We start from the raw sequence: 19,150 nt of genomic DNA on the forward strand, positions 1-19,150 counted from the left end.
GAATTCGTACACTTAACATGCCTGGAAAACATCAACCAACGAACGCCAGTGCAAATTATTACCTCGAAGCCATGTGCAGAAGGTCACCACTGGAGCCTGGAGACGTAAACATTTTACTAGGCGAAAACGGTACGGGGAAATCGACAATAATAGATATGATCAGGGCGTTAAGGTACCCGGAGGTTCTGGCGTCTCTACCTCGAGAGAATCCCCCAAAGCAAAGCTTCCCAGCCTATTGCGTAGAGTTTGCGTCTAAAGAACGATAGGCCTATCTATTCGGAGGAAGTACCATAGATGATCACGAACAAGCGTTTGCTCACACTGGCTGCTTACAAATACATTACTTACCGATTGATAATCGCTTAACAGTAACAAAATCTTATGGGGAATTGTGCAAACACAGGCCAGCAAGTCCTTACCCAAAATTGCTAACCTGCGACAAAATATCCTATCGCAACGGCGCACACATCGAAGATACTTTAGATGAAAAATTCGTATTCGAACTGAATGAAATCAGAAAGCATCTCCGAGGACCTGCAATTAGATCAAAAACTCCGGCGGGACATGCGTTACTAGACACCAGCTCATTTCAAACGGATGAAAATGGGGTTGTTAATTTGTGGCTCAAGGACGACCTGCGAATGCCAAATAGATTACAAGGTCACTGGCTGCCGTCCGGCTGGAAAGCTTTCGCATGGACCTGTGCGTGGCTTAGAGAGCGTCCGAGAAACTCAGTATGTCTAATTGAAGAACCAGAAACGCACCTCCATCCTACTTTGATACGTTCTATGATGGAGTACTTGATGGCCATCGCTAACGAGCGTGTCCAACAGCTTTTCATTAGCACTCATTCTGCGGCCTTGATTAACATTGCGGCTAAGGACAAGCTAAAAATATTTCAGAGCTATGGTACTCACATCGAGTGCAAACCAGAATTAAGCGAAACACTCGACCGCATGGGTTACATGGCCTCTGATATCATTCAAGCTAATTGTGTAATTTGGGTAGAAGGTCCTTCCGACCGCCTTTATCTAAACCATTGGATCAAAGGTATGGCTCCGCAACTGCTAGAGGGAATTCATTATTCGATCATGTTTTATGGCGGACGATTGCTCAGCCATCTCGCTACCAATGATGAGGAGGATGACAGTATTAATGACCTCATTAGCTTGACCAAATTGAATCGCCACTCAGCGATTCTGCTCGACAGCGACAAGAGTAGCGCCCACAAAGAAATCAACAACACAAAAAAGAGAATTATCGCAGAGTTTTCCAAAAGCAAGGATAACTATGCCTGGATTACGGAAGGGCGCGAAATCGAAAACTATCTCGATATGGAGCTTTTAGAAGACGCCATCAAAGCGACTCATAAACTTGCAGTTAAATTTGCAGCCAGGAGCAAATGGTCCAACCTTCTACAATACAAAAAACACCGACCCAAGAACTACACGAAAGCTAACAAAGTAAAGATTGCTTCGTACATCATAGCAAATTCTACGACCAACTATGATATATTGGATCTAAAGCAGCGCATGATTGAATTATGTCAGTTTATAAAACGTTGGAACTCCGGACTGATGGGGCAGTGACTATTTCTTGCTGTTTTTTTACTTTTGAGTAAAGTTCTGCTGCTATGGATCAACTTCCACCCGAAGTCTATAAGGGGAGCCCGCAGAATTCGGACAAAATCGTACGCGTGCGATTTTGTCCGTTTTCTCTATCGACCCCGGGGACAACTACCCCGCATGACCGGCGTGGGATGGAGGCTTTGAAGGATTGCTGGAAAATTCGGCGCCAGAAACGAAAAAACCACCGTGAGGTGGTTTCTTCGTTAAGCACTTTCATATGTCCGCGGGTGGAGGCTTTCGCCCTCGTTTCCCTCGCCTAGTGGATTCAATCTAAGGATATTCGCGGTTGTCGTCAATGCTTGCTCAACCTATCGCGCCTCGATTGCGAATCTGCTCGGCAGCTGGACCATTTGCTCCTGGTACTCGCTGTACTCGTCCAGAAGCACTGGGTCGCCGGCTAACCCTGGTAAATAATCAGGCCCGTACTCAGCCGCAAGAGCACCTTGAAGCATCCAGTCCAGATACAAGGGGCGCAGCACCCTCTCAGCCAGCCCGGGTTTGCCGTGCGCCCAATAGAATCGATGCTCGGGGGTAGAGACGAAAGCGCAGCCTTTCGCCCATGCAACATAGTCAACTTCCCAGTAAATTCCGATCGCATCAAGGTGGATCGCGAACCAAAGTGAACCACTGGGTTCTTTCGATGCCTTGGCTCTCCAGGATTGCGGGTAGGCGTTGCAGGCCAGGCCGGCGAACGCAGAGCCTGGATAGTAGGCCATACGATCACGCCCGATCTGCAGGACGGGAACGGAGTTAATGATGTGATCGAGGAGCAGATCATTCAGGTGCGTAATTGCATGGACTTGCACACCCAGTTGCATCGTACCTGAACACCCAATTGCATTCGACTTGCACACCCAGTTGCATTCCCACTGCACAGCAGTTGCACCACTTGCACACGTTTGGTGAAGTGCCCAACAACGCGGTCACTGCGAACATCAATACTAACTGGCTGGCGACACAACAGTACGTTCAGTCGATGAAAAAATCTATGCCGACCCGGAAACGGAAGAGGGACTCTACGAAACGACAATCCTGCGCCAGTTTCGGGGCTGAACCGAGATCGGATCCCCGACGAAACTACTATCCTCAACTTCCGGCGCTTGTTGGAAAAACATGAGTTAGCGGGTGGGATTTTGCAGTCGTCTCCCCCTCCTCGCGGAGGTGCCGCAAAATTCAAGTTGCGAACATTGTCTTTGGTGAGGATGCCGTGATGAAGTTTTGTGGTATAGACCTGCAATCGAGCAACAGTGCTGTGTTGGTTACCAACGCTTCTCTGGGGCAACTGACTGCCAGGGCGCGGGGTATCGACAGCTATCCAAATGGATGACAGGCACGACTCGGTCGTAGCCAATGACGAGGAAGCGAGATCGACGGGTTCAACCGATCCGGTTGAGTTAAACGGCAAACCCGCAGCTAAGAAATGCAAGGTGAGTAGGCTTTTTTGCCTTGGCTCGAAACCGGCTAATGGATGTCCCCTTGCGCCCTCACTTCGGAATAATGATTGGAATGATCATCGGCACTGGAGGTGCGGGCGGGCTCATCATTCCTTCGCTTTTCGCCACAAGAACACCCTTGTTCTTGATGGCTTCGAACAAACGCTCAGTGGCCGCAGTATCGATATACCCACCTTCGTCAATGGAGGCACTCAGCGCCATCTGCCGCCGCTCTTCTATCAACTGGAGTTGGTTGGTCCGCAAGAATGAATAAATGGAAATCTTTTTGAGCGTCGACAAATCAACGTGCACGATCTCCATATACTTCAGCGCCTTGGCATCCCACCCCAGCACATAAAGTCCATTCGCAGTCAGCGCGTAGGTGCAGAAATAGTAAGTACCGGTGTTCGACCCGGGTGTAGAAATAATTAACGAGCAACGTCTGTACTGAAGAATGGGATCATTCAACACCGGATAATCTTTGACGATTTGTGCAGGAAACTGCGCCCGATTGTAGTAAATCGCCGTTTTGTCGTATGGAGTTGTGTTGCAACCTGACAGCAGTACCGTCGGCCCTGAAGGAGCCAGGAACCAAAAGAGCGCATCAAGTAGTCCTTTACAGGAGAAAAAACATTATGTATTTGGTGACAAATGCGACATCTATTACGATTTTACTTCGCCAGAAGTCGTCGCCAAAAAACCGCTGTGAAAAAACGCTATAGATTTATTTTCTGGCCATCGCATAGCCAAACAAATAAATCCGCCCCCTTACACTCCCCTTTACTCCAGATCGCCAAAGTGCGACACAGAAAACGTGGTCTGTCCCCGGTTATCCCTGTTCAATACTCAAAATCGGTAGACACCTCAAAATTGCGGTCAAACTTCATAACAAAGCAACGCCATCTACCGCCCGTATGCTTACACATAAGCTCGTTCAACTTCGAAACTAACGCCGAAACCTCCACCTCACACGAATCGGACAAAAAATCCGAATGCCGAACTCCATCTTTACAATATGAAAAACTGGACTCAACCCAACCCTCATCTAAATCCAGCTCAGCTTTATAAACAATTTCTTCACAGGCTTTCGGCGCCTCTTCATAAATGAGGGCGGCCAAGGAATTTAAAATCTCTAACTGTTCTTTCATTACATTATCCACCCTTCTGGTTTAGAAAGCGCTTGGTTTTCGCTTCACCGTCAATTGTGTACTTTACAACAATTGAGTCAGGTCTGGCAGAGCCGGCATCAGAGCGCTGAAACTGCACATTGACCACCCCCACATCTCTACCATCCTTCAGCGAAACCCGCAACTCATTTTCAAATTTCTTATAAGAAGAGTTATTAAAATTACTATCCTGTGGAAAGAGATTGTACCTGTCGCAAGTACCTCCGAGCGAGCAGGCCTGAATATGCCCCCCCACATCCGTTGGAAGCCCTTCCTTACCGACAACAGTCTGGCGGGAGTCTCTTGGAACTTTCTCCAGTGTTGGCTTGAAGGTTATATTTTCCACATACCCAGAGCCGTTAGTACTAAAGCTCGTTCCGTTTGAAAGCTCATATTTAGAATTTGGCCGAGGATTATTTAACTCATCAAACTCAGGCGACCCTTTGATTATTTTAGCAGGATTAATTTTTATTACTTCAGCGCTATCACTGCCGAAAAAACCTTTCACTCCACTTTTAATCGTCAGCAAACTACCAGCAGCAGCACCGGCCAACATCGAGATCCAGCTGGCTTTTTCCTGTGAAACACCTCGTGCCTGCAGTGCCAGTTCCGCTTGCGCTTGTTGGAGTATCGACGACTCCGCCATATTCTGGAGAATGTAAGCCTGCAGGTCTGACTTGATACCCAGCGGAATACGGGAGTCCAACATTAACCTCCCGAGTCGTTCCGTTAACTCGTCACGCTGATCGAGTATTTCGCTGTTTTCCTGTATGCATTTGGCAGGATTCTCATTACAGGAGTGCTTCAGCTCGTCCTGATTAATAATACTCAGTTTTCGAAACTTCTCACGCACAGCATCGCAGTTACCATTTTTCTCGCAGTTCGAAGCATCCTCAACAAGCAGATCGATTTCACGATGCTTAAGAGAGTTGTACAGGGTTCCGTTTGCAGCAATAGTGGCCGCGATGCCTGGATCACTTTCAGTTACAGCGGCCGTTAAGACACCGACCAATTGCGACGCAGTCAGTAGTTTTATCACCCCCTCTTGATAAGCCAAACTGCCCGGCTCGAGATCTCTTGGTAGCAACTTATCGGCAAGAAAATCCACTAACATTTCATTGGCACCTGCCGCCAGCGCACCATTGCGGAAGTCACCGCCCATCGCTTCGGCCATCAGACCGCCGAGAGCAGCGTGCATTGCGACTTTCGTCAACTTGCCGTTTTCAAACAGGGTTACATCGCCAATTTTGTTGGCCCCGATTGCTCCGGCAATACTGATGCCTGCCCCCAACGCGGATTCAACCAGATTGTCCTTGAGGCTGCCGCCCATGATGGCAGTTTTTGCCAACGTATCGGCCGCAGTCTTGATCGCAACGGTTTGAGCGCTGGCCAAGTCGAACTTCAGGTCTGTAGGTGTGAACCCGAACTTTGATGCAATACCTGCCGTAATCCCGGCGAGTACATAGCCTTTCAGGCTTTCCGATGAAAAAGCATCCTTGAAGGTGCCACCCAAATCGCCTTTGTTGTTTATCGCGCTGACAGCAGTTTGCGCAACCGCCGCCGAAAAGCTTGCCGTTGCGGCAGCCGATGCAGCGGCGCCTATAGACGCTGCAGTGGCCGCTGACGCACCTGCTGCTGCCGCCGCCCCAGAAGCCGCTGTGCCTGCAGTTGCACCAACAGTTGCTGCTGTTCCGGTGCCAGCCGTCAGCACGGTGACAATGATAATGATCGCCAACATCGCGCCCTGACCGAGGCTCGAACTGCTGTATTTGAACGACTCGTGGGTTTCCTTGATCAGACGCCAGTCCACATCACCACGCTTCTCGGCCTCTTTAAGCCACGCCAGTTGCGGATCTGCCTGCACCATTGCATCAATGGTCTGGCTGACCGATTTCTGGTTAATCTGTTTGATATCGATGTTCAGGCCATCAACCGCCTTGATCACCAATTGCCCCTGAGCCACCAATTGACTTTGCCGCAGGGTCTCGTCGGTATTGCCTTTGCCCGACATTGAGTTCCAGGACAGGCTGGTATCACTTTTCTCGTGGCTCTCCTGATGCAGGTCCTTCACACCCTCGAACGTGATGGCCCCGCCACTGCTGATGGTCAAGTCGTTGCCGCTGTCGAGCTTGGCGGCCTGGTAATGTTGATTGCCGCCACTGGCGAGCACCATGTTGCCGCCGGAAGTGATTTCGCTGCCGATGTTTTTCACATCGGTGACTTCATCGCGCTTGGTTTTCTTCGAGCCGAAGGAGCCTTTTTTCTTTTTGTCGTATAGCGAGTAATCGGTGTCCTGCGCCGCGAGGATGTCGAGGCTGTCGCCCGCTACCAGATAGGCTTCATCGCCGGCGGTAATGCGGCTGGAGACCACGGCGAGATTCTGACCGGCACCCAATGCCACGTCGCCGCCCGCCGTAATACCCGACATGACCTGGCTGACATGATCTTCCTGCCTTGTGAGCTTTTTGCTCTTGGACAGGGAGTGCTCTTCGTCCGCCGCAGAACTGATGATCAGGTTATCGGTTGCCGACATCGCGATGTCGCGTTTGGCATCGATCTGGCTGGCGATCACGCTGATATCACGCCCAGCCTGGGCCGACAGGTCACGGCCGGCGGTGACGGTGGCACCCAATTGGGTGATGTCGCTGCTGTTGTGTTTGCTGTCCTTGAACACACTATTGGTGACCTGCGCCGAGGAAACGTTAAGGTCTCGTCCGGCATTCAGGTCCATGTCACGACCGCTTTGCAGCACACCGCCAATATTGTTGATGTCCCGCCCCGCCGAGACGTTGAGGTCATTGGCGGCTTCGATGCGCGCGGCGCTGTCGGCGAAATCGTGATGTTGCGTACTAAAGCGGGTGTTGTTGTCTTGTGAAGTAATGGTGCGCTCGTTGAGTACGTCCCCCATGATCGCGTTCACGCTCACGTCACGACCGGCAAGAATGCCACCCGACTTGTTGATGACGTCATTACCCGCCAGCACATCCAGTCGATTACCCGCCTGAATCAGCCCACTGTTGACCAGGTCCTTGCCCGCCGTCGCCGACAGGTTATTGGTCGCTTTCAACGTCCCGACGTTATCGAGGTTCTGACCGGCGATCAGCGTTACGTCGTTGCCTGCAATCAGCGCACCGGTAGGGCCGAGGCGACCTTCGGCCTGTGCCATATACAGCACCGGCACCAAGACTTTTTCGCCATTCACTTCATGCTCTTCGAGCCAGACAATGTCGTGAGTCAGTGCCGCAACTTGCTGCGAGGTAAGGCTGACCCCCATCGACAGATTGAGTGCGTCCTTGCTGGCGATGGCGTTGTTCATCAGGTACTTGAACAGGCCTTCGTCGGTGGTCTGGCCGTCGATGTAGCGCTGGCCAGTGCGGGCGACGACCGCTTGCTGGATCAGACGCTGTTCGTAGAGGCCGTCGCCCAGGCGTTTGGCGCTGGTGTCCGGGTCGTAGCCGAGGTTGGCCAGCAGATAATCCGAACTCATGAATTGCTTGAGGTTGGTGAGTACCGGATTGGTTTCGATCAGGTATTTGTGGCCGTTGGCCGGCGCTTTCACATCCGGCAGGCCGGTGACGCGCGTCACGGGACGAATACCGATCGCGGACTGGATAGCTTTCGTATGCGCGTCGGCATTAGAGCCATCCAGTTTGACGGTCACGTCGAGTGTGCTGGCGACGTCCGTTGCCACGGTCGGTGTGCGCCTGACAGGTAGTACGGCGCGGTCACTGCTGGAGACGGCCGTCGGGGTGTTGACCTGCAAGCTGCGCGGACCGCCGCTGTTAGCGGCGACCACATGTCCTTGGGTGATGACGTTTTCACTGCCCACAGTCCAACCCGGCGGATGCGCGGTCACTGCACCCGGTACGATGTCGCTCGTGTCCTGAGCACTCAGACGAAACAGGCCGTTCTGCCCGGTGGGAAGACTAAAGCCCGGCAATGTCAGCGGGTTGACTTGCTGTTGGGCAAGATCGGGCGGTAGTTGACTATTGAGCCTTATGACAGTGGTGCCGGTACCACTTGCCTTGGTATCCGCGACTTTATTGGTGCCGCCGCCGGCACTGTAGTCCTGGTGGATGACGCTGTTCTGCAGATCCTGGGTAGCCGTGATCGCAACATTGCCACCGGCCTGGATAACGGCATTACGAGTACTGCCTACACCTGCGGTACCGCCACTGTCTTTGGCGATTTCAACGTCGCTGAGCAGTGTGTACTGGGACAGCTGGCTCGGCGGTTCAAGCAGGTTGTTCGGGTCGTATTGGGATAGCGTCGTGTTTTCGAATCCGTATTTCAGGCCGGGCAGTACGATGTTATAGACGCTGCGTGTATCGACGGTTGCACCCGTATCGGCGTCTTTGAGGGAGACCGTTTCATACATTTCACCGTCTCGCCCCGGCTCTCTGCCGCGAGCCGATTTGGGTATGGCCTTGTGGATATTGTCTTCCAGATCAAGGTAATACACATAAGGGAAATCAGGGTTGTTGCGCTGGTTGTAGGGCGTCAGGACATCGGAGAAAAACTGCCCGGTATCGCCCGCGCCCATATCGTAGACCTTGTACAGGCGCGTGCGCTCAATGGTCCCGTTCTGCGCGCCAATGTTCTGCAGACTGTCGGCTGTGATATTGATATTGCCGCCGGCGCTCACAGTGCTTTTGCTATTGAGGACGCTGCCGCCCTGGAAAACGAAATCCTTGCCGGCTGTAAGTAGCGCCGAGGCACTGGTGTCGTTGTCGACACTTTCGTAGACCTCACGGGCAGCCAGCGTGAAGGTGTAATAGTCCCCTTTGCAGTCATTACATATATTGGCGATAAACCCCGACACCAGCTTGCGACCGCCAGACGCGACGGCGCCATCAGTACGGTTCTGGAACACATCAGCGTTAATCGTGAATGCCCCACCGCTTTCCATTGAACCGGAGACGTTGTAGATACCCGCGGCCCGGGCAGCACCACCGTAACCACTGATCGCTACGTTACCGAGTCCGTACAGGTCACCGTTCTGGTTGGTGAAGCTACCGACGCTCAACGTCATGTCGGCACCGCTGAAGATCAGCCCGCGATGATTGAGCAGCGACGGGGTTTTGAGGTCGAGGTTTTGAGCGGCCCCCAGTGTTCCGGTGTTGTTCAGGCTACCGGCTTCGACGGTCAGGTCGGCGTTGGAAGTCAGCCGCCCGGCGTTAGTCAGCTGTCCGCCGATCTTGACCGTGGAGTCGCCACCACCGGCAATGCTCGAGGCCGCGCTCAAGTTCAGTTGTGCCGCAGTTAGGGAAAGACCGCCAACGCTCGACATCCGCCCGTTGCCGCTGTAACTGCCGCCCAACTGCATATCCACCACGCCATCGCTGGCGATCAGGCCATCGTTGGTCCAGTTACCACCACGCGCTTGTAAGTAGTCAGAGGCCAGCAACTTGCCACTGGCGGTCTGACTGAAATTACCGACGTTGACGTTCAAGCGCCCGGCCTGGATGACGCTGGAGTTGGTCCAGGTATCGGCATTCAGATCCAGGGTGCCGGCGGTGGTGATTCCGCCTCCGGCACCAATGACGTTGGCGGTGGAGATATCAAATCGGCCAAGGCCGACGTGATTGAGTTGGCCACCGGCATTCAGAAAGCTGCCAACGGCCAAGGTCAAGTCGGTGTTGGCGGTCTCGAGCACGCCATTGCGGTTGTCCAGCAAGCCGCCGATCTGGAAGCTGGTCTTGCCGGTATTGCCCAGAGAGCGAAGCCGGCCCGACTGGTTATCGACGCTAGCCGCTTTGACGGTCAGCGTGGTGTCGCTTTCAACGATACCGGCATGGTTGCTCAGGGCGCCGCTGAGGCTGAGGTCGATGCGGTTGCCGGCAATCTGACCGTTACCGTTGTCCAGATTGGTACCGGTCACACCGACCAGGCCCTTGGCATAGAGCACGCCATTACGGTTGTCGAACGCGGCGGTGGTGATGCTCGCGTCAATGGCTTGGGCCGAGATCCGCCCGCCGTTGTTGTCCAGACCAGCCAGTGCCGACAGCATCAGGCTCTGGCCTTGAATGATCCCGCCCTGACGGTTGTTGTTGAGGTCGTAGCCGTTACGCAACACGCCGACGGTTCGCGCTTCAAGGGCGCCTTTGATACTCGACAGCACGCCGCCGCGGTTGTCGATGCTGGCGGCTTTGACTGTCACCACGCCGTTCTCGGCAATGACTTTGCCGCTCTGGTTATCGAGGTCGCCGCTGACGTCGAGGGTCAGGACGTTCTGGCTCTGGATCGCGCCTTTGCCGTTGGCCAGGCTGGCTGCTTGTAAGTTCAGGCCGGCGTTCTGGCTGTAGATCAAACCATTGGCGTTGTTACGTACCGCGCCGCTGGCGGTGATCTGCAAGGCGTCTTTGGCGGCGATGGTGCCGTTGTTGCTGTTGTCCAGCGAACCGGTCAGAAGGGTCAGCGTGCTTTGGCTGGCGAGTTGGCCGTTCTGGTTGGCGAGGTCGGTAACGCCCTTGATCAGCACCGGTCCGGCGCCGGCCAGTTTGCCGCTGGTATTGGTCAATGCACCGAGCAGATCCAGCGTCACTGCGCCATTACCGGCGATGCTCCCGGCCGTGTTGTCCAGGTCGGTGGCTGTGGCGTTGATCGCCTCTTGCGCGTTGATCGTACCGCCCGCGTTGGTCAATGCGCCGGCGGTGATGTCCAGTGCGGCGCCGCTGTCGATCAAGCCGCCCTGGTTGTTGTTGAGGGACTCGCCCAAGGTGAGGGTCTGCCCTGCCGCGCTGCTGAGGATGCCTTTGTTACTGTTATCCAGACGCTTTGATTTGACGCTCAGGCTGCCCTGGCTGACCAATGCCCCGGCATTGCTATTGAGCAAGGCGCCTTTGAGGTCCACGGCAACATCACCGTTGCGACTCGAGAGTGTGCCGCTGTCGCGGTTATCAAGGCTGTCGCCGTTGACGGTCAGACCCTGCCAGCCGGAGATCAGCCCCTTCTGGTTGACTAGGCTGGTGCCGTTGACCGTCAGTAGCTGGTTGCTGATCAGCTTGCCGGCGCTGTTATCCATGGCGCGGGCAATCACATCGAAACCGAGGTTGCTGGAGATTTCGCCGTTCTGGTTGTTGAGATCGCGCAGGCGCTTGAGGGTCAGTGGCCCCTTGGCCGTGAGCAGGCCGTTGCGATTGTCGAAGTCGCCGTTGTCCAGCTCCACAGTGACGGCTTTTTCGCCGAGCAGGCGGCCACCGTTCTGGGTCAGGGACGTCAGGGTCAGGTCGATATCGCCCTTGGCCGAGACTTCGCCATCGTTGCTGGAGTCCAGGTTAGTGGCGGTCAGGGTCAGGTTGCCCTGGCTGTTGATCAACCCGCTATCGCGGTTGTTCAGCGCCATGGCGTTGAGGATGACGGCGCTGGCGCCAAGCACCGTGCCGCTCTGGTTATTGAATTCGGCGCTACCGATTTTGAGTAGCTGAGCCGCGTTGATCAGGCCCTTGGCATCATTGCGCAACAAACCGTCGACGGTCAGTTCGAGGTCGCCGCGACTGGTCAGGCTGCCGCCGCTGTTGTTCAGGCTGGCGGCGCGCACGTCGAGGGACGCAGCGCCGATCAGGCCTTTGACGTTGTCCAGCGCGTTGGCGATGCGCAGGGTCAGGCCCTGATTGCTCAGCAATTTGCCGTTGCTGTTGTCCAGGCTTTGCGCGGTCAGCGTGAAGGCTTCGGCGCTGGAGATTTCACCGCCCTGGTTGTTGACGCCCTTGAGTTGTTTGAGCAGCAAGGCACCGGGGGCATTGATCAGGCCGTTCTGGTTATTCAACTGGCCGTTGTTCAGGTCCAGGCTGAGGCTGGTGTTGCTGAACAGTTTGCCGTCCTGCTGATCCAGCCCGGTGACCGAAGCGGTCAAGGCGCCTTGGCTGCCGATGCGGCCGTCGTCCTGATTGGTGACCTGGCCCGCGACGAGGTTCAGGGTACTGGCGCTGTTGAGGCGGCCGCCCTGGCTGTTATCGAATGCGCCGGTGGTGACCGTCACCGCGCCTTTGCCGCTGATGCTGCCCTGCTGGCGGTTGTCGAGGCTGGCACTGGTGAGGGTGAGCGCGCCATCGGTGACCACTGCACCGCCCTGGTTGCTGACGCTGCCGTCGCTGGTGAGCGTCAAATTCGCTGCGCTGGAAAGGCTGCCCTGGGTGTTGGTCAGTTGAGTGGTTTTGACGGTCAACGCACCTTCGCTGCTGACCTGGCCCAGGCTGTTGTCGAACGCGCCGGTCAGGTTCAAGTGCATGTTTTGCACGCTGAGCAAATTGCCGCCGCTGTTATCCAGCAAACGTCCTTGCAGGTTCAGCGCGGTAGTGGCGCTGAGCAGGCCTTTGTTGCGGTTGAGCAACTGGTCCACGGTGAGGGTCAGCGCCTGACCGGTGAAAACCTGGCCGCCATCGCTGTTGTCGAGTTTTTTTCCGGTGATCGACAAGTCGGCGTTGGTGCTGACCTCACCGCCGCGGTTATCGAGGCCATCGACTGTCAGGGTCATGGCTTTGGTGGAACCGAGCAGACCTTTTTGGCGGTTGTCGAGGGTGTCGGCGGTCAGCTTGAGCACACCGGTGGTGATCAATTGGCCTTTCTGGTTATCCAGGGTTTTGACCTGAACGGTGGCGTCGGCCTTGCCGGCAATATCGCCGCCACGGTTGTCCAGGGTGTCGGCGGTGAGCAGCAGTTCACCGTCGGCGATGACCCCACCTTGCTGGTTATCCAGTGTGTTGTCGGTGGTGAGTTCCAGCCGGTCGTGGCTGCTGATCAAGCCTTCGCTGTTGTTGAGGCTGTCGCTGTGGCTATCCAGGGACGCGGCGGAAATCACACCTTTGAGGTTGTTCAGGGCTTGCGCGATGCGCAGGGTCAGGCCCTGATTGCTCAGCAATTTGCCGTTGCTGTTGTCCAGGCTCTGAGCGGCGAGTGTGAAGGCTTGAGCGCTGGAGATTTCACCGTGCTGGTTGTTGACGTCCTTGAGGTTTTTCAACACAAGCAACGGCGCGTTGATCAGACCGTTCTGGTTGTTCAGTTGGCCGTTGTTCAGGTCCAGGCTCAGGCTGGTTTGGCTGAACAGTTCACCCCCCTGTTGATCGAGCCCGGTGACCGAGGCGGTCAATGCTTGCTGGCTGGCAATTCGCCCGGCGGCGTTGTTGACCTGCTTGGCGGTGAGCTCCAGGGTGCTGCCGCTGATGAGACGACCACCCAGGCTGTTATCAACGTTGCCGGTGATGACGCGGGTGGCGTCTTTACCGGATATCAGGCCTTTCTGGCTGTTATCCAGGCTGGCACTGTCAAGAAACAAGGTGTTATCGGTGCTGATCGAGCCGCCAAGATTGAGCAAGCCGCCACGACTGGTGACGGACAACGCACCGGCACTGCCCAGGCTGCCGGCGCTGTTGTCGAGGCTGGCCGCGTCGACGGTCAACGTTCCTTCGCTGCTGATCAGCCCCTGGCCATTGAGCAAGGCATCGTCAAGGGTGATCACCAAACCATTGAAGCTGTCGAAGGTGCCGCCGGTATTATCCAGCGAGGTACCGGTCAGCGTCGTTGCGCCCTTGGCGATGATCAGGCCTTTATTCTGGTTGATCAGTTCGGCAACGACCATTTCCAGATCGGTGGCGGCCAGCATTTTCCCGCCGTCGCTGTTGTCCAGGCGCTGACCTTTGATGTTCAGCAACAGGCTGCTGGAGAGCTCGCCTGCACGGTTGTCGATGTCGTCGACCTTCAGGGTCAGCGCTTTGGTGGTGCCGACCAGACCGCCATTTTGGTTATCGAGGGTTGTGCCGGTCAGGCTCAGGTTGCCTTGGGCGACCAATGCCCCGCCTTGTTGTTGCAGCAGGCCAATGGTGGCGGTGAGGTCACTTTGACTGGAAATCCGCCCGGCCGCGTTTTGCACTTCATTGGCGTTGAGGGTGACTGGGCCGATGGCACTGAGCAAGCCGCCACTGTTGTCCAGGCGAGTACCGTCATAGACGATACCGGCCTTGCCGCTGATCAAGCCTTTGTCGCGGTTATCCAGTTGGCCTACTTGCAGTTTCAGCTGTTTGTCGGCCTGGATTACCCCGCCACGATTGTCGGCAGAGTTGCCGTTTATGGTCAGCGTATCGTTACCGCTGACTTTGCCAGCGCGGTTGTCGAGGCTGCCGCTGCGTACATCAATGGCCCCCTTGGCACTGATTTCACCCGCGTTCTGGTTATCCAGCAAACCGCTGATGCGTGCGGTGAGGCTGCCATCGCTGACAATCACGCCCGCGTCGCGGTTGTCAAGGCTGGCGGCTTTGAGATCCACGTTCTTGCCCGACCCCAATACACCGTCGCGGTTATCCAAGGTGCCGCTGAGGTCGATATTCAAACCCAGATCGCCCAGCACCTGACCACTGCGGTTGTTCAGTGTGGTTGCGTTCAGCCGAGTGATGCTGGCACTGGAAATCTCACCGGTGCTGTTGTTCAACTGACCGATCGTGCCCGCCAAATTACCCGTGCTGTTGATCACCCCGTTGGTGTTGAGAACCTGATTGGCAGTCACGTTCAGCGCACCGCTGCTCAGCACCCGGCCATTGTTCTGGTTGTCCAGGGTCCCGGCGCTGATGTTCGCGGTTTGTGCGGCGCTCAGCGTACCGCCCTGGTTGCTCAAGGTCTGCGCGGTGTTGACGGTGAGGTTGCGGCTGGCAACCACGCTTTTGCCGCTGTTGTTGAGGTTCTGCGCCGTCAGGCTGACATCGCCATTGCCGTTGCGACCGCTGTCGGCGTTGACCCCGGCCTCGATGACGCCGCTGTTGGTCAACTGACCGCCAGCGCTCAGCGCGATGCTGTCGCGGGCGGCGAGGGTTTGCTGGTTGCTCAGGTTGCCCTGGGTTTGCACGTTGAGCGCGGTGCCGGCGTAGACCGGGCCGCGAGCGTCGAGGCTGGCGGCTTTGACGTTGACGGCGCCGTTCGTGGCCGAGGTGTCGGCCAGGCTCAAGTGGCCGCTGGCATCGAGCTGGATATCGCCACCGCTGGCGATCAGTTTGCCGTCGAGCTTCACCCCGACACCCGACTCGGTACCGACCAGTTTGATCGCCCCGGCGTACATCCCGCCCAGCGCCGACGAGTCGATGGCCAGTTGCGGTTTGACGCTACCGTCATCGGCACGAGCGGTGGCGTTGAGCGTCTGTGCATTGACGTCGTTACGACCGGCCACAATCGTCAGGTTCTTCGCCTGAATCTCGGCGTTGATCTTCGCGCTGCGGGTGATGATTTCGAAGCTGTCGACGTTGTTGGCATTCAGCCCCGCGCCATCGATGGAGACGCTGCCCTGATCGACCTGAAAACGATCCAGTCGCCCGTTGTCGAGCACCGGCTTGCCGGTGGTCAACGTCACACGCGGAGTGTTGATGAAACCGCAACCGTTGCAACTGATGCCGTAAGGGTTGGCGACGATCACGCGGGCTGACTGCCCCGCCACTTCCGTATAACCACGCAACTGGCTCGGGCTGCCGCCGACCACTTCGTTGAGAATGGTTTGCGCGGCGACCCGGTTGGTGAGATTCGGGTTGCCGACAATAATGCCGCCCAATTGCGTCGCGCCGGTCTGGTTGGCGACGTTGTTGAGGATGACGCCCTGGGTGCCGACGTTGTAGTCGTGGAACTGGTTATGCGACAAGCCTGTGCCATTGGGCGTGGCGATATTGACGATCGGCACGCCATTGCCCGCCTGGCCGAGACTGGTGCCCGGCGAGGCCACGACGATCCCTTCCGCCTGGGCCCACATCGGTTGCCAGAACATCACGTTCGCCAACAGGAACGCCAACCCGCGCTTGGGCATGCCCCAGAAGTGCTCGCGGGTTTTCACGGCAGAAGAAGGCTGACGGCTCAGGAAGGCGAATTGACGGGCGTCCATGTCGAAGGTCTCAAGGCAGCGAAATTAGAGAAAGAAATCCATGCGGAAATAGATCGGCGCTTCGCGCTCGGTCAGGGTGTCTGGACGTTCAAGGGAATGAGCAAAGGTCACGCTGGCGGCCAGGTGCTGACCGCGGGCAAATACCTCCACCGAGTTGCTGGACATACGGCCGTGCTGATCGCCGTTGTATCGATCGCCACGGATCACGCCCTGGTCGTAACCGAGGCTGGTGCCGTACTCGGCGAACACCGGGCGCAGCCATTCCAGGGTCACCGGACGGCTCCAGCGCAGGTCGTTGCGCCAGTAACCACCGCTGTCACCGGACAAGGATTGATCCTTGTAACCACGAATCGACGACTGACCGCCGAGGCTGGTGCGCTGCGGGCTGAACAGCACGTCTTCACTGCGCTGGCCGGTCATCAGGCTGCTGAAACTGAACGACTCGCCCCACACCTTGAACGGTTGCAGATAGCTCGCGGTGGCGGTGTATTTGCGGTAGCGCGCATCCGGTTCACCGGGACCCGGGTGACCGTTGCCCTGGGCATCGAACGCGCCGATCCCTTGCTGCATGCCGAGGTCAAGGTTGACGAAAGCACTGCCGACGCGCCGACCGTGGTTGATGCCGAACTGCGCTTCGCTGATGCGGTTGCTGCTCAGCTTGAGCTTGCTGTCTTCGATGAAGTTGTTAGTGCGCAGGTACGACAGGCCGGTGCTGAGGGAAGTCTTGCTCACGGCGTCGCGATGGATCACCCGCTCGGCACGCAGTTGATGATTTTCGCTGTCACCGGTCTGCTTGAAGTTGAAGCCGTTGGCTTGCGCCTGCGAGCGGTATTCACTCTGGCTGTAGGTGTAATTGAAGTTCCACCAGCCCCACGGCAGGTTGTAATTGAGCAGCGCGTTGTTGGAGGTGTGCTGGTGGTCGGTCATCGCATCGTGGCCGCCGCGTAGATTCAACTGATCCGCCAGGCCCAACGGACTGTCCCAATCAAATGTGGTGCCCCACTGCTGCTCGCCGGTGCTGCGCTGGCCGTCATTGCTACGGGACAACCCGGCACGCCAGGGCTTTTGCGGCGTGTTCTTGACCAGCACTTCGCTGCCGCCGACGTTCTTGCCCGGTGCCAATTCCATCTGTGCCTGATTCGATGGCAAACGGTTGAGCTGATCGACCAGTTGCTCGATTTCCCGCAAGTTGACCAGCTCACCGGTCTTGCCGGGAAAAGCCATGCCCAACTCGCGGTCCGACAGCTTGCTGCCCTCCGCGCCCTTCAACCCTTCGAGCTTGCCCTCGACCACCAGCACCTTCAAATGCCCGCCGGACAAATCCTGCTGCGGCAAGTAGGCACGGCTGGTGACCAGGCCTTTTTCGATGTAGTGGTCGGTGATGACTTTCAACAGTTCATTGAGCTGGGTTACGCCCAGGCACTGGCCGATGTAAGGCTTGAGCAGGCGATTTTTCTCGCGCTCGGAAAGACTGTCGGCGCCTTTGAGTTCGATGTCCTTGATCGGGAAGCAACGGGTATCAGCGGGCGCTGTCGGTGCGGCGGGTTTGACTTCCTTGCCGGGTAATTCCTTGAGCTCTTCGAGGCGCCGACGTTGCTCTTCGAGCAGGCGATCCTGGCGTTCACGGATGAGGTCGGTTTCCCCTGGAGTCGGGGCGGCATGAGCAAGATTCAGCGGAGAAAGGCACAGCAAAGCCAGGCACAACCTCGCCGCGAGGGCGGCTGGGTACATGTTCGATCCCTCGAAATGGAGAGTGGTAGCACAATAGTGGCGCGATATTAGATGGCCAGTATTCTGGCGTCAATCGAATGAATTGCCGTGTGCCTGGATATTGGGCTTGGAATGGCCTGAGTCGGCTCTGATTATTTCGGACTGGGATCAAATCATTCATCGGTCACATCTGATGGAGCTGACCGGGGAGTCCATGCGTAAGCGTCGAGGCAACAAACTGTAAACGAAACCAGATGCAACAATAGACCGGCACTGAGTGCCGTTTTTTTTATTTGAATGTGTAACCACTCGCTACAGGAGAGACCAATAAAAATCGACCTTGGGCCGGGTAAGAAATGGTGATCAGGCAACCCCGTTCACCAGGTGTGCAAGTGGTGCAACTGCTGTGCAGTGGGAATGCAATTGGGTGTGCAAGTCGAATGCAATTGAGTGTTCAGACCCGATGCAACTGAGTGTTCAGTTGAATGCAATTACGCATCAGGTGAGGTTTCATGACTTGGATGCTACCGACCTACTCTTCTCGCCTCAATTTCCAGCAGGTTTGAAAATTACCGATAAAATTCGTTATCACCAATTAAGGACGCCCCTCATGCGTTTAGGAATCAGCACTGGATTTGATCAACGCTACGACTGCCGGACCTGTGAAGTGGAGGACATGGATCGAGAAAATCTGGATCGCCGTACTTGGCGCTGCAAAACCTGCAGTGAACCCGTTTGGGTTCACCTGGCGAATGAGGCCGGTGATTCACAACTGGTGGAGCGCCACCCGGCCTGCGAGCTCGATACCCGCGACTACATTGTCCTGGAGCATGACATTTCACTGGGGTTGTTTGAGGTGAAGGACTCAAAACCGGCAATGGGCAAGGGCAACAAATGGTATTTGGCAATTGAAAAGAACGGCTACGACATCGTTGAGCGTGACAAATACTACAACTGCATGCCTAGGGGATAGCTTGTGCTTGCTGGGGATCATGTCGTGACAGCACCGTGTGGGGATCAACCCATACGGAGTTTCCTATGTACGACCCCAATATTTGCCTGGGCTGCGGCCTGCCCTTCGAGCCAGTGAAATGGACAGAAGACCTCTCTGGTATCGGTGACGACACTGCCTATTGGGTGACCTTTGTAGACGATGAGGTGTGCCAGTGCGCCGCCGAGGATAACGATGACTGACCTGATGAATAAGCCTAGCGGCGACCTGCAGGTCGCCGGCGAACGGCGCCTCACCGCTGCCCAATTTCAGCTTTCTACGGAGCAGGAGCCGATGGAAGAGTTCGAGCCGATTCGCGATTTTTTTCCAGCGTCGCCAGGCCAAACATCTGAGTGAGCGTGCGTCGACGG

The 19,150-nt window shown here is 56.1% G+C and carries 9 protein-coding genes and 1 pseudogene; 5 read left to right on the plus strand and 5 right to left on the minus strand.

The genetic code is table 11. The features are described from left to right. The first annotated feature begins 641 nt into the window (after positions 1-641). Positions 642-1,589 (plus strand): ATP-dependent nuclease, encoded by a 948-nt coding sequence (locus ACA075_RS25250; protein WP_497299332.1) that lies wholly within the window; start codon positions 642-644, stop codon positions 1,587-1,589. Positions 1,590-1,936: 347 nt separating this feature from the next. Here the strand turns inward: ACA075_RS25250 and ACA075_RS25255 are convergent, their stop codons facing one another. Then, on the minus strand, positions 1,937-2,446 hold the full coding sequence (locus ACA075_RS25255; RefSeq protein ID WP_497296049.1) for a hypothetical protein: 510 nt from the start codon (positions 2,444-2,446) through the stop codon (positions 1,937-1,939). 169 nt (positions 2,447-2,615) lie between these two features. Here ACA075_RS25255 and ACA075_RS25260 point away from each other — a divergent pair. Further along, positions 2,616-2,764 (plus strand): annotated as a pseudogene (locus ACA075_RS25260) (IS5/IS1182 family transposase); the annotation flags it as partial. A gap of 348 nt (positions 2,765-3,112) precedes the next feature. Here ACA075_RS25260 and ACA075_RS25265 read toward each other — a convergent pair. From ACA075_RS25265 to ACA075_RS25280, 4 genes are all read right to left on the minus strand, one after another. After that, the gene (locus tag ACA075_RS25265; protein WP_497296050.1) at positions 3,113-3,529 is read right to left on the minus strand and encodes a hypothetical protein; all 417 of its coding nucleotides are present in this window, start codon (positions 3,527-3,529) and stop codon (positions 3,113-3,115) included. 371 nt (positions 3,530-3,900) lie between these two features. Beyond that, positions 3,901-4,209, minus strand: a complete 309-nt coding sequence (locus ACA075_RS25270; protein WP_497296051.1) for a hypothetical protein — start codon at positions 4,207-4,209, stop codon at positions 3,901-3,903. 4 nt (positions 4,210-4,213) lie between these two features. Continuing rightward, positions 4,214-16,078: a two-partner secretion domain-containing protein gene (locus ACA075_RS25275; RefSeq protein WP_497296053.1), complete on the minus strand. Its 11,865-nt coding sequence runs from the start codon at positions 16,076-16,078 to the stop codon at positions 4,214-4,216. A gap of 24 nt (positions 16,079-16,102) precedes the next feature. After that, a complete protein-coding gene (locus ACA075_RS25280; RefSeq protein WP_497296055.1) occupies positions 16,103-17,809 on the minus strand; it encodes a ShlB/FhaC/HecB family hemolysin secretion/activation protein in 1,707 nt (568 codons plus the stop codon). 442 nt (positions 17,810-18,251) lie between these two features. On the opposite strand from ACA075_RS25280, the gene ACA075_RS25285 reads away from it, so the two are divergent. The 3 genes from ACA075_RS25285 to ACA075_RS25295 all read left to right on the plus strand — a co-directional run bounded on the left by ACA075_RS25285 (position 18,252) and on the right by ACA075_RS25295 (position 19,136). After that, entirely contained in the window at positions 18,252-18,761 is a 510-nt protein-coding gene (locus ACA075_RS25285) for a hypothetical protein (protein ID WP_497296056.1), read from the plus strand. Positions 18,762-18,826: 65 nt separating this feature from the next. Beyond that, complete coding sequence (locus ACA075_RS25290) at positions 18,827-18,982, plus strand: hypothetical protein (RefSeq protein ID WP_497296057.1); 156 nt, start codon at positions 18,827-18,829, stop codon at positions 18,980-18,982. After that, complete coding sequence (locus ACA075_RS25295) at positions 18,975-19,136, plus strand: hypothetical protein (protein WP_497296059.1); 162 nt, start codon at positions 18,975-18,977, stop codon at positions 19,134-19,136. Before ACA075_RS25290 ends, ACA075_RS25295 begins: the two co-directional genes overlap by 8 nt. The last annotated feature ends 14 nt before the right edge of the window (positions 19,137-19,150 follow it).

This window comes from Pseudomonas sp. LBUM1663 (assembly GCF_059695905.1).

What these genes read in the sequence shown, in the direction of transcription:
- ACA075_RS25280 (WP_497296055.1), bottom strand. Translation starts at nt 17,809, where the DNA reads ATGTACCCAGCCGCCCTCGCGGCGAGGTTGTGCCTGGCTTTGCTGTGC.
- ACA075_RS25275 (WP_497296053.1), bottom strand. Translation starts at nt 16,078, where the DNA reads ATGGACGCCCGTCAATTCGCCTTCCTGAGCCGTCAGCCTTCTTCTGCC.
- ACA075_RS25290 (WP_497296057.1), top strand. Translation starts at nt 18,827, where the DNA reads ATGTACGACCCCAATATTTGCCTGGGCTGCGGCCTGCCCTTCGAGCCA.
- ACA075_RS25270 (WP_497296051.1), bottom strand. Translation starts at nt 4,209, where the DNA reads ATGAAAGAACAGTTAGAGATTTTAAATTCCTTGGCCGCCCTCATTTAT.
- ACA075_RS25250 (WP_497299332.1), top strand. Translation starts at nt 642, where the DNA reads ATGCCAAATAGATTACAAGGTCACTGGCTGCCGTCCGGCTGGAAAGCT.
- ACA075_RS25295 (WP_497296059.1), top strand. Translation starts at nt 18,975, where the DNA reads ATGACTGACCTGATGAATAAGCCTAGCGGCGACCTGCAGGTCGCCGGC.
- ACA075_RS25255 (WP_497296049.1), bottom strand. Translation starts at nt 2,446, where the DNA reads ATGCAACTGGGTGTGCAAGTCCATGCAATTACGCACCTGAATGATCTG.
- ACA075_RS25285 (WP_497296056.1), top strand. Translation starts at nt 18,252, where the DNA reads ATGCAACTGAGTGTTCAGTTGAATGCAATTACGCATCAGGTGAGGTTT.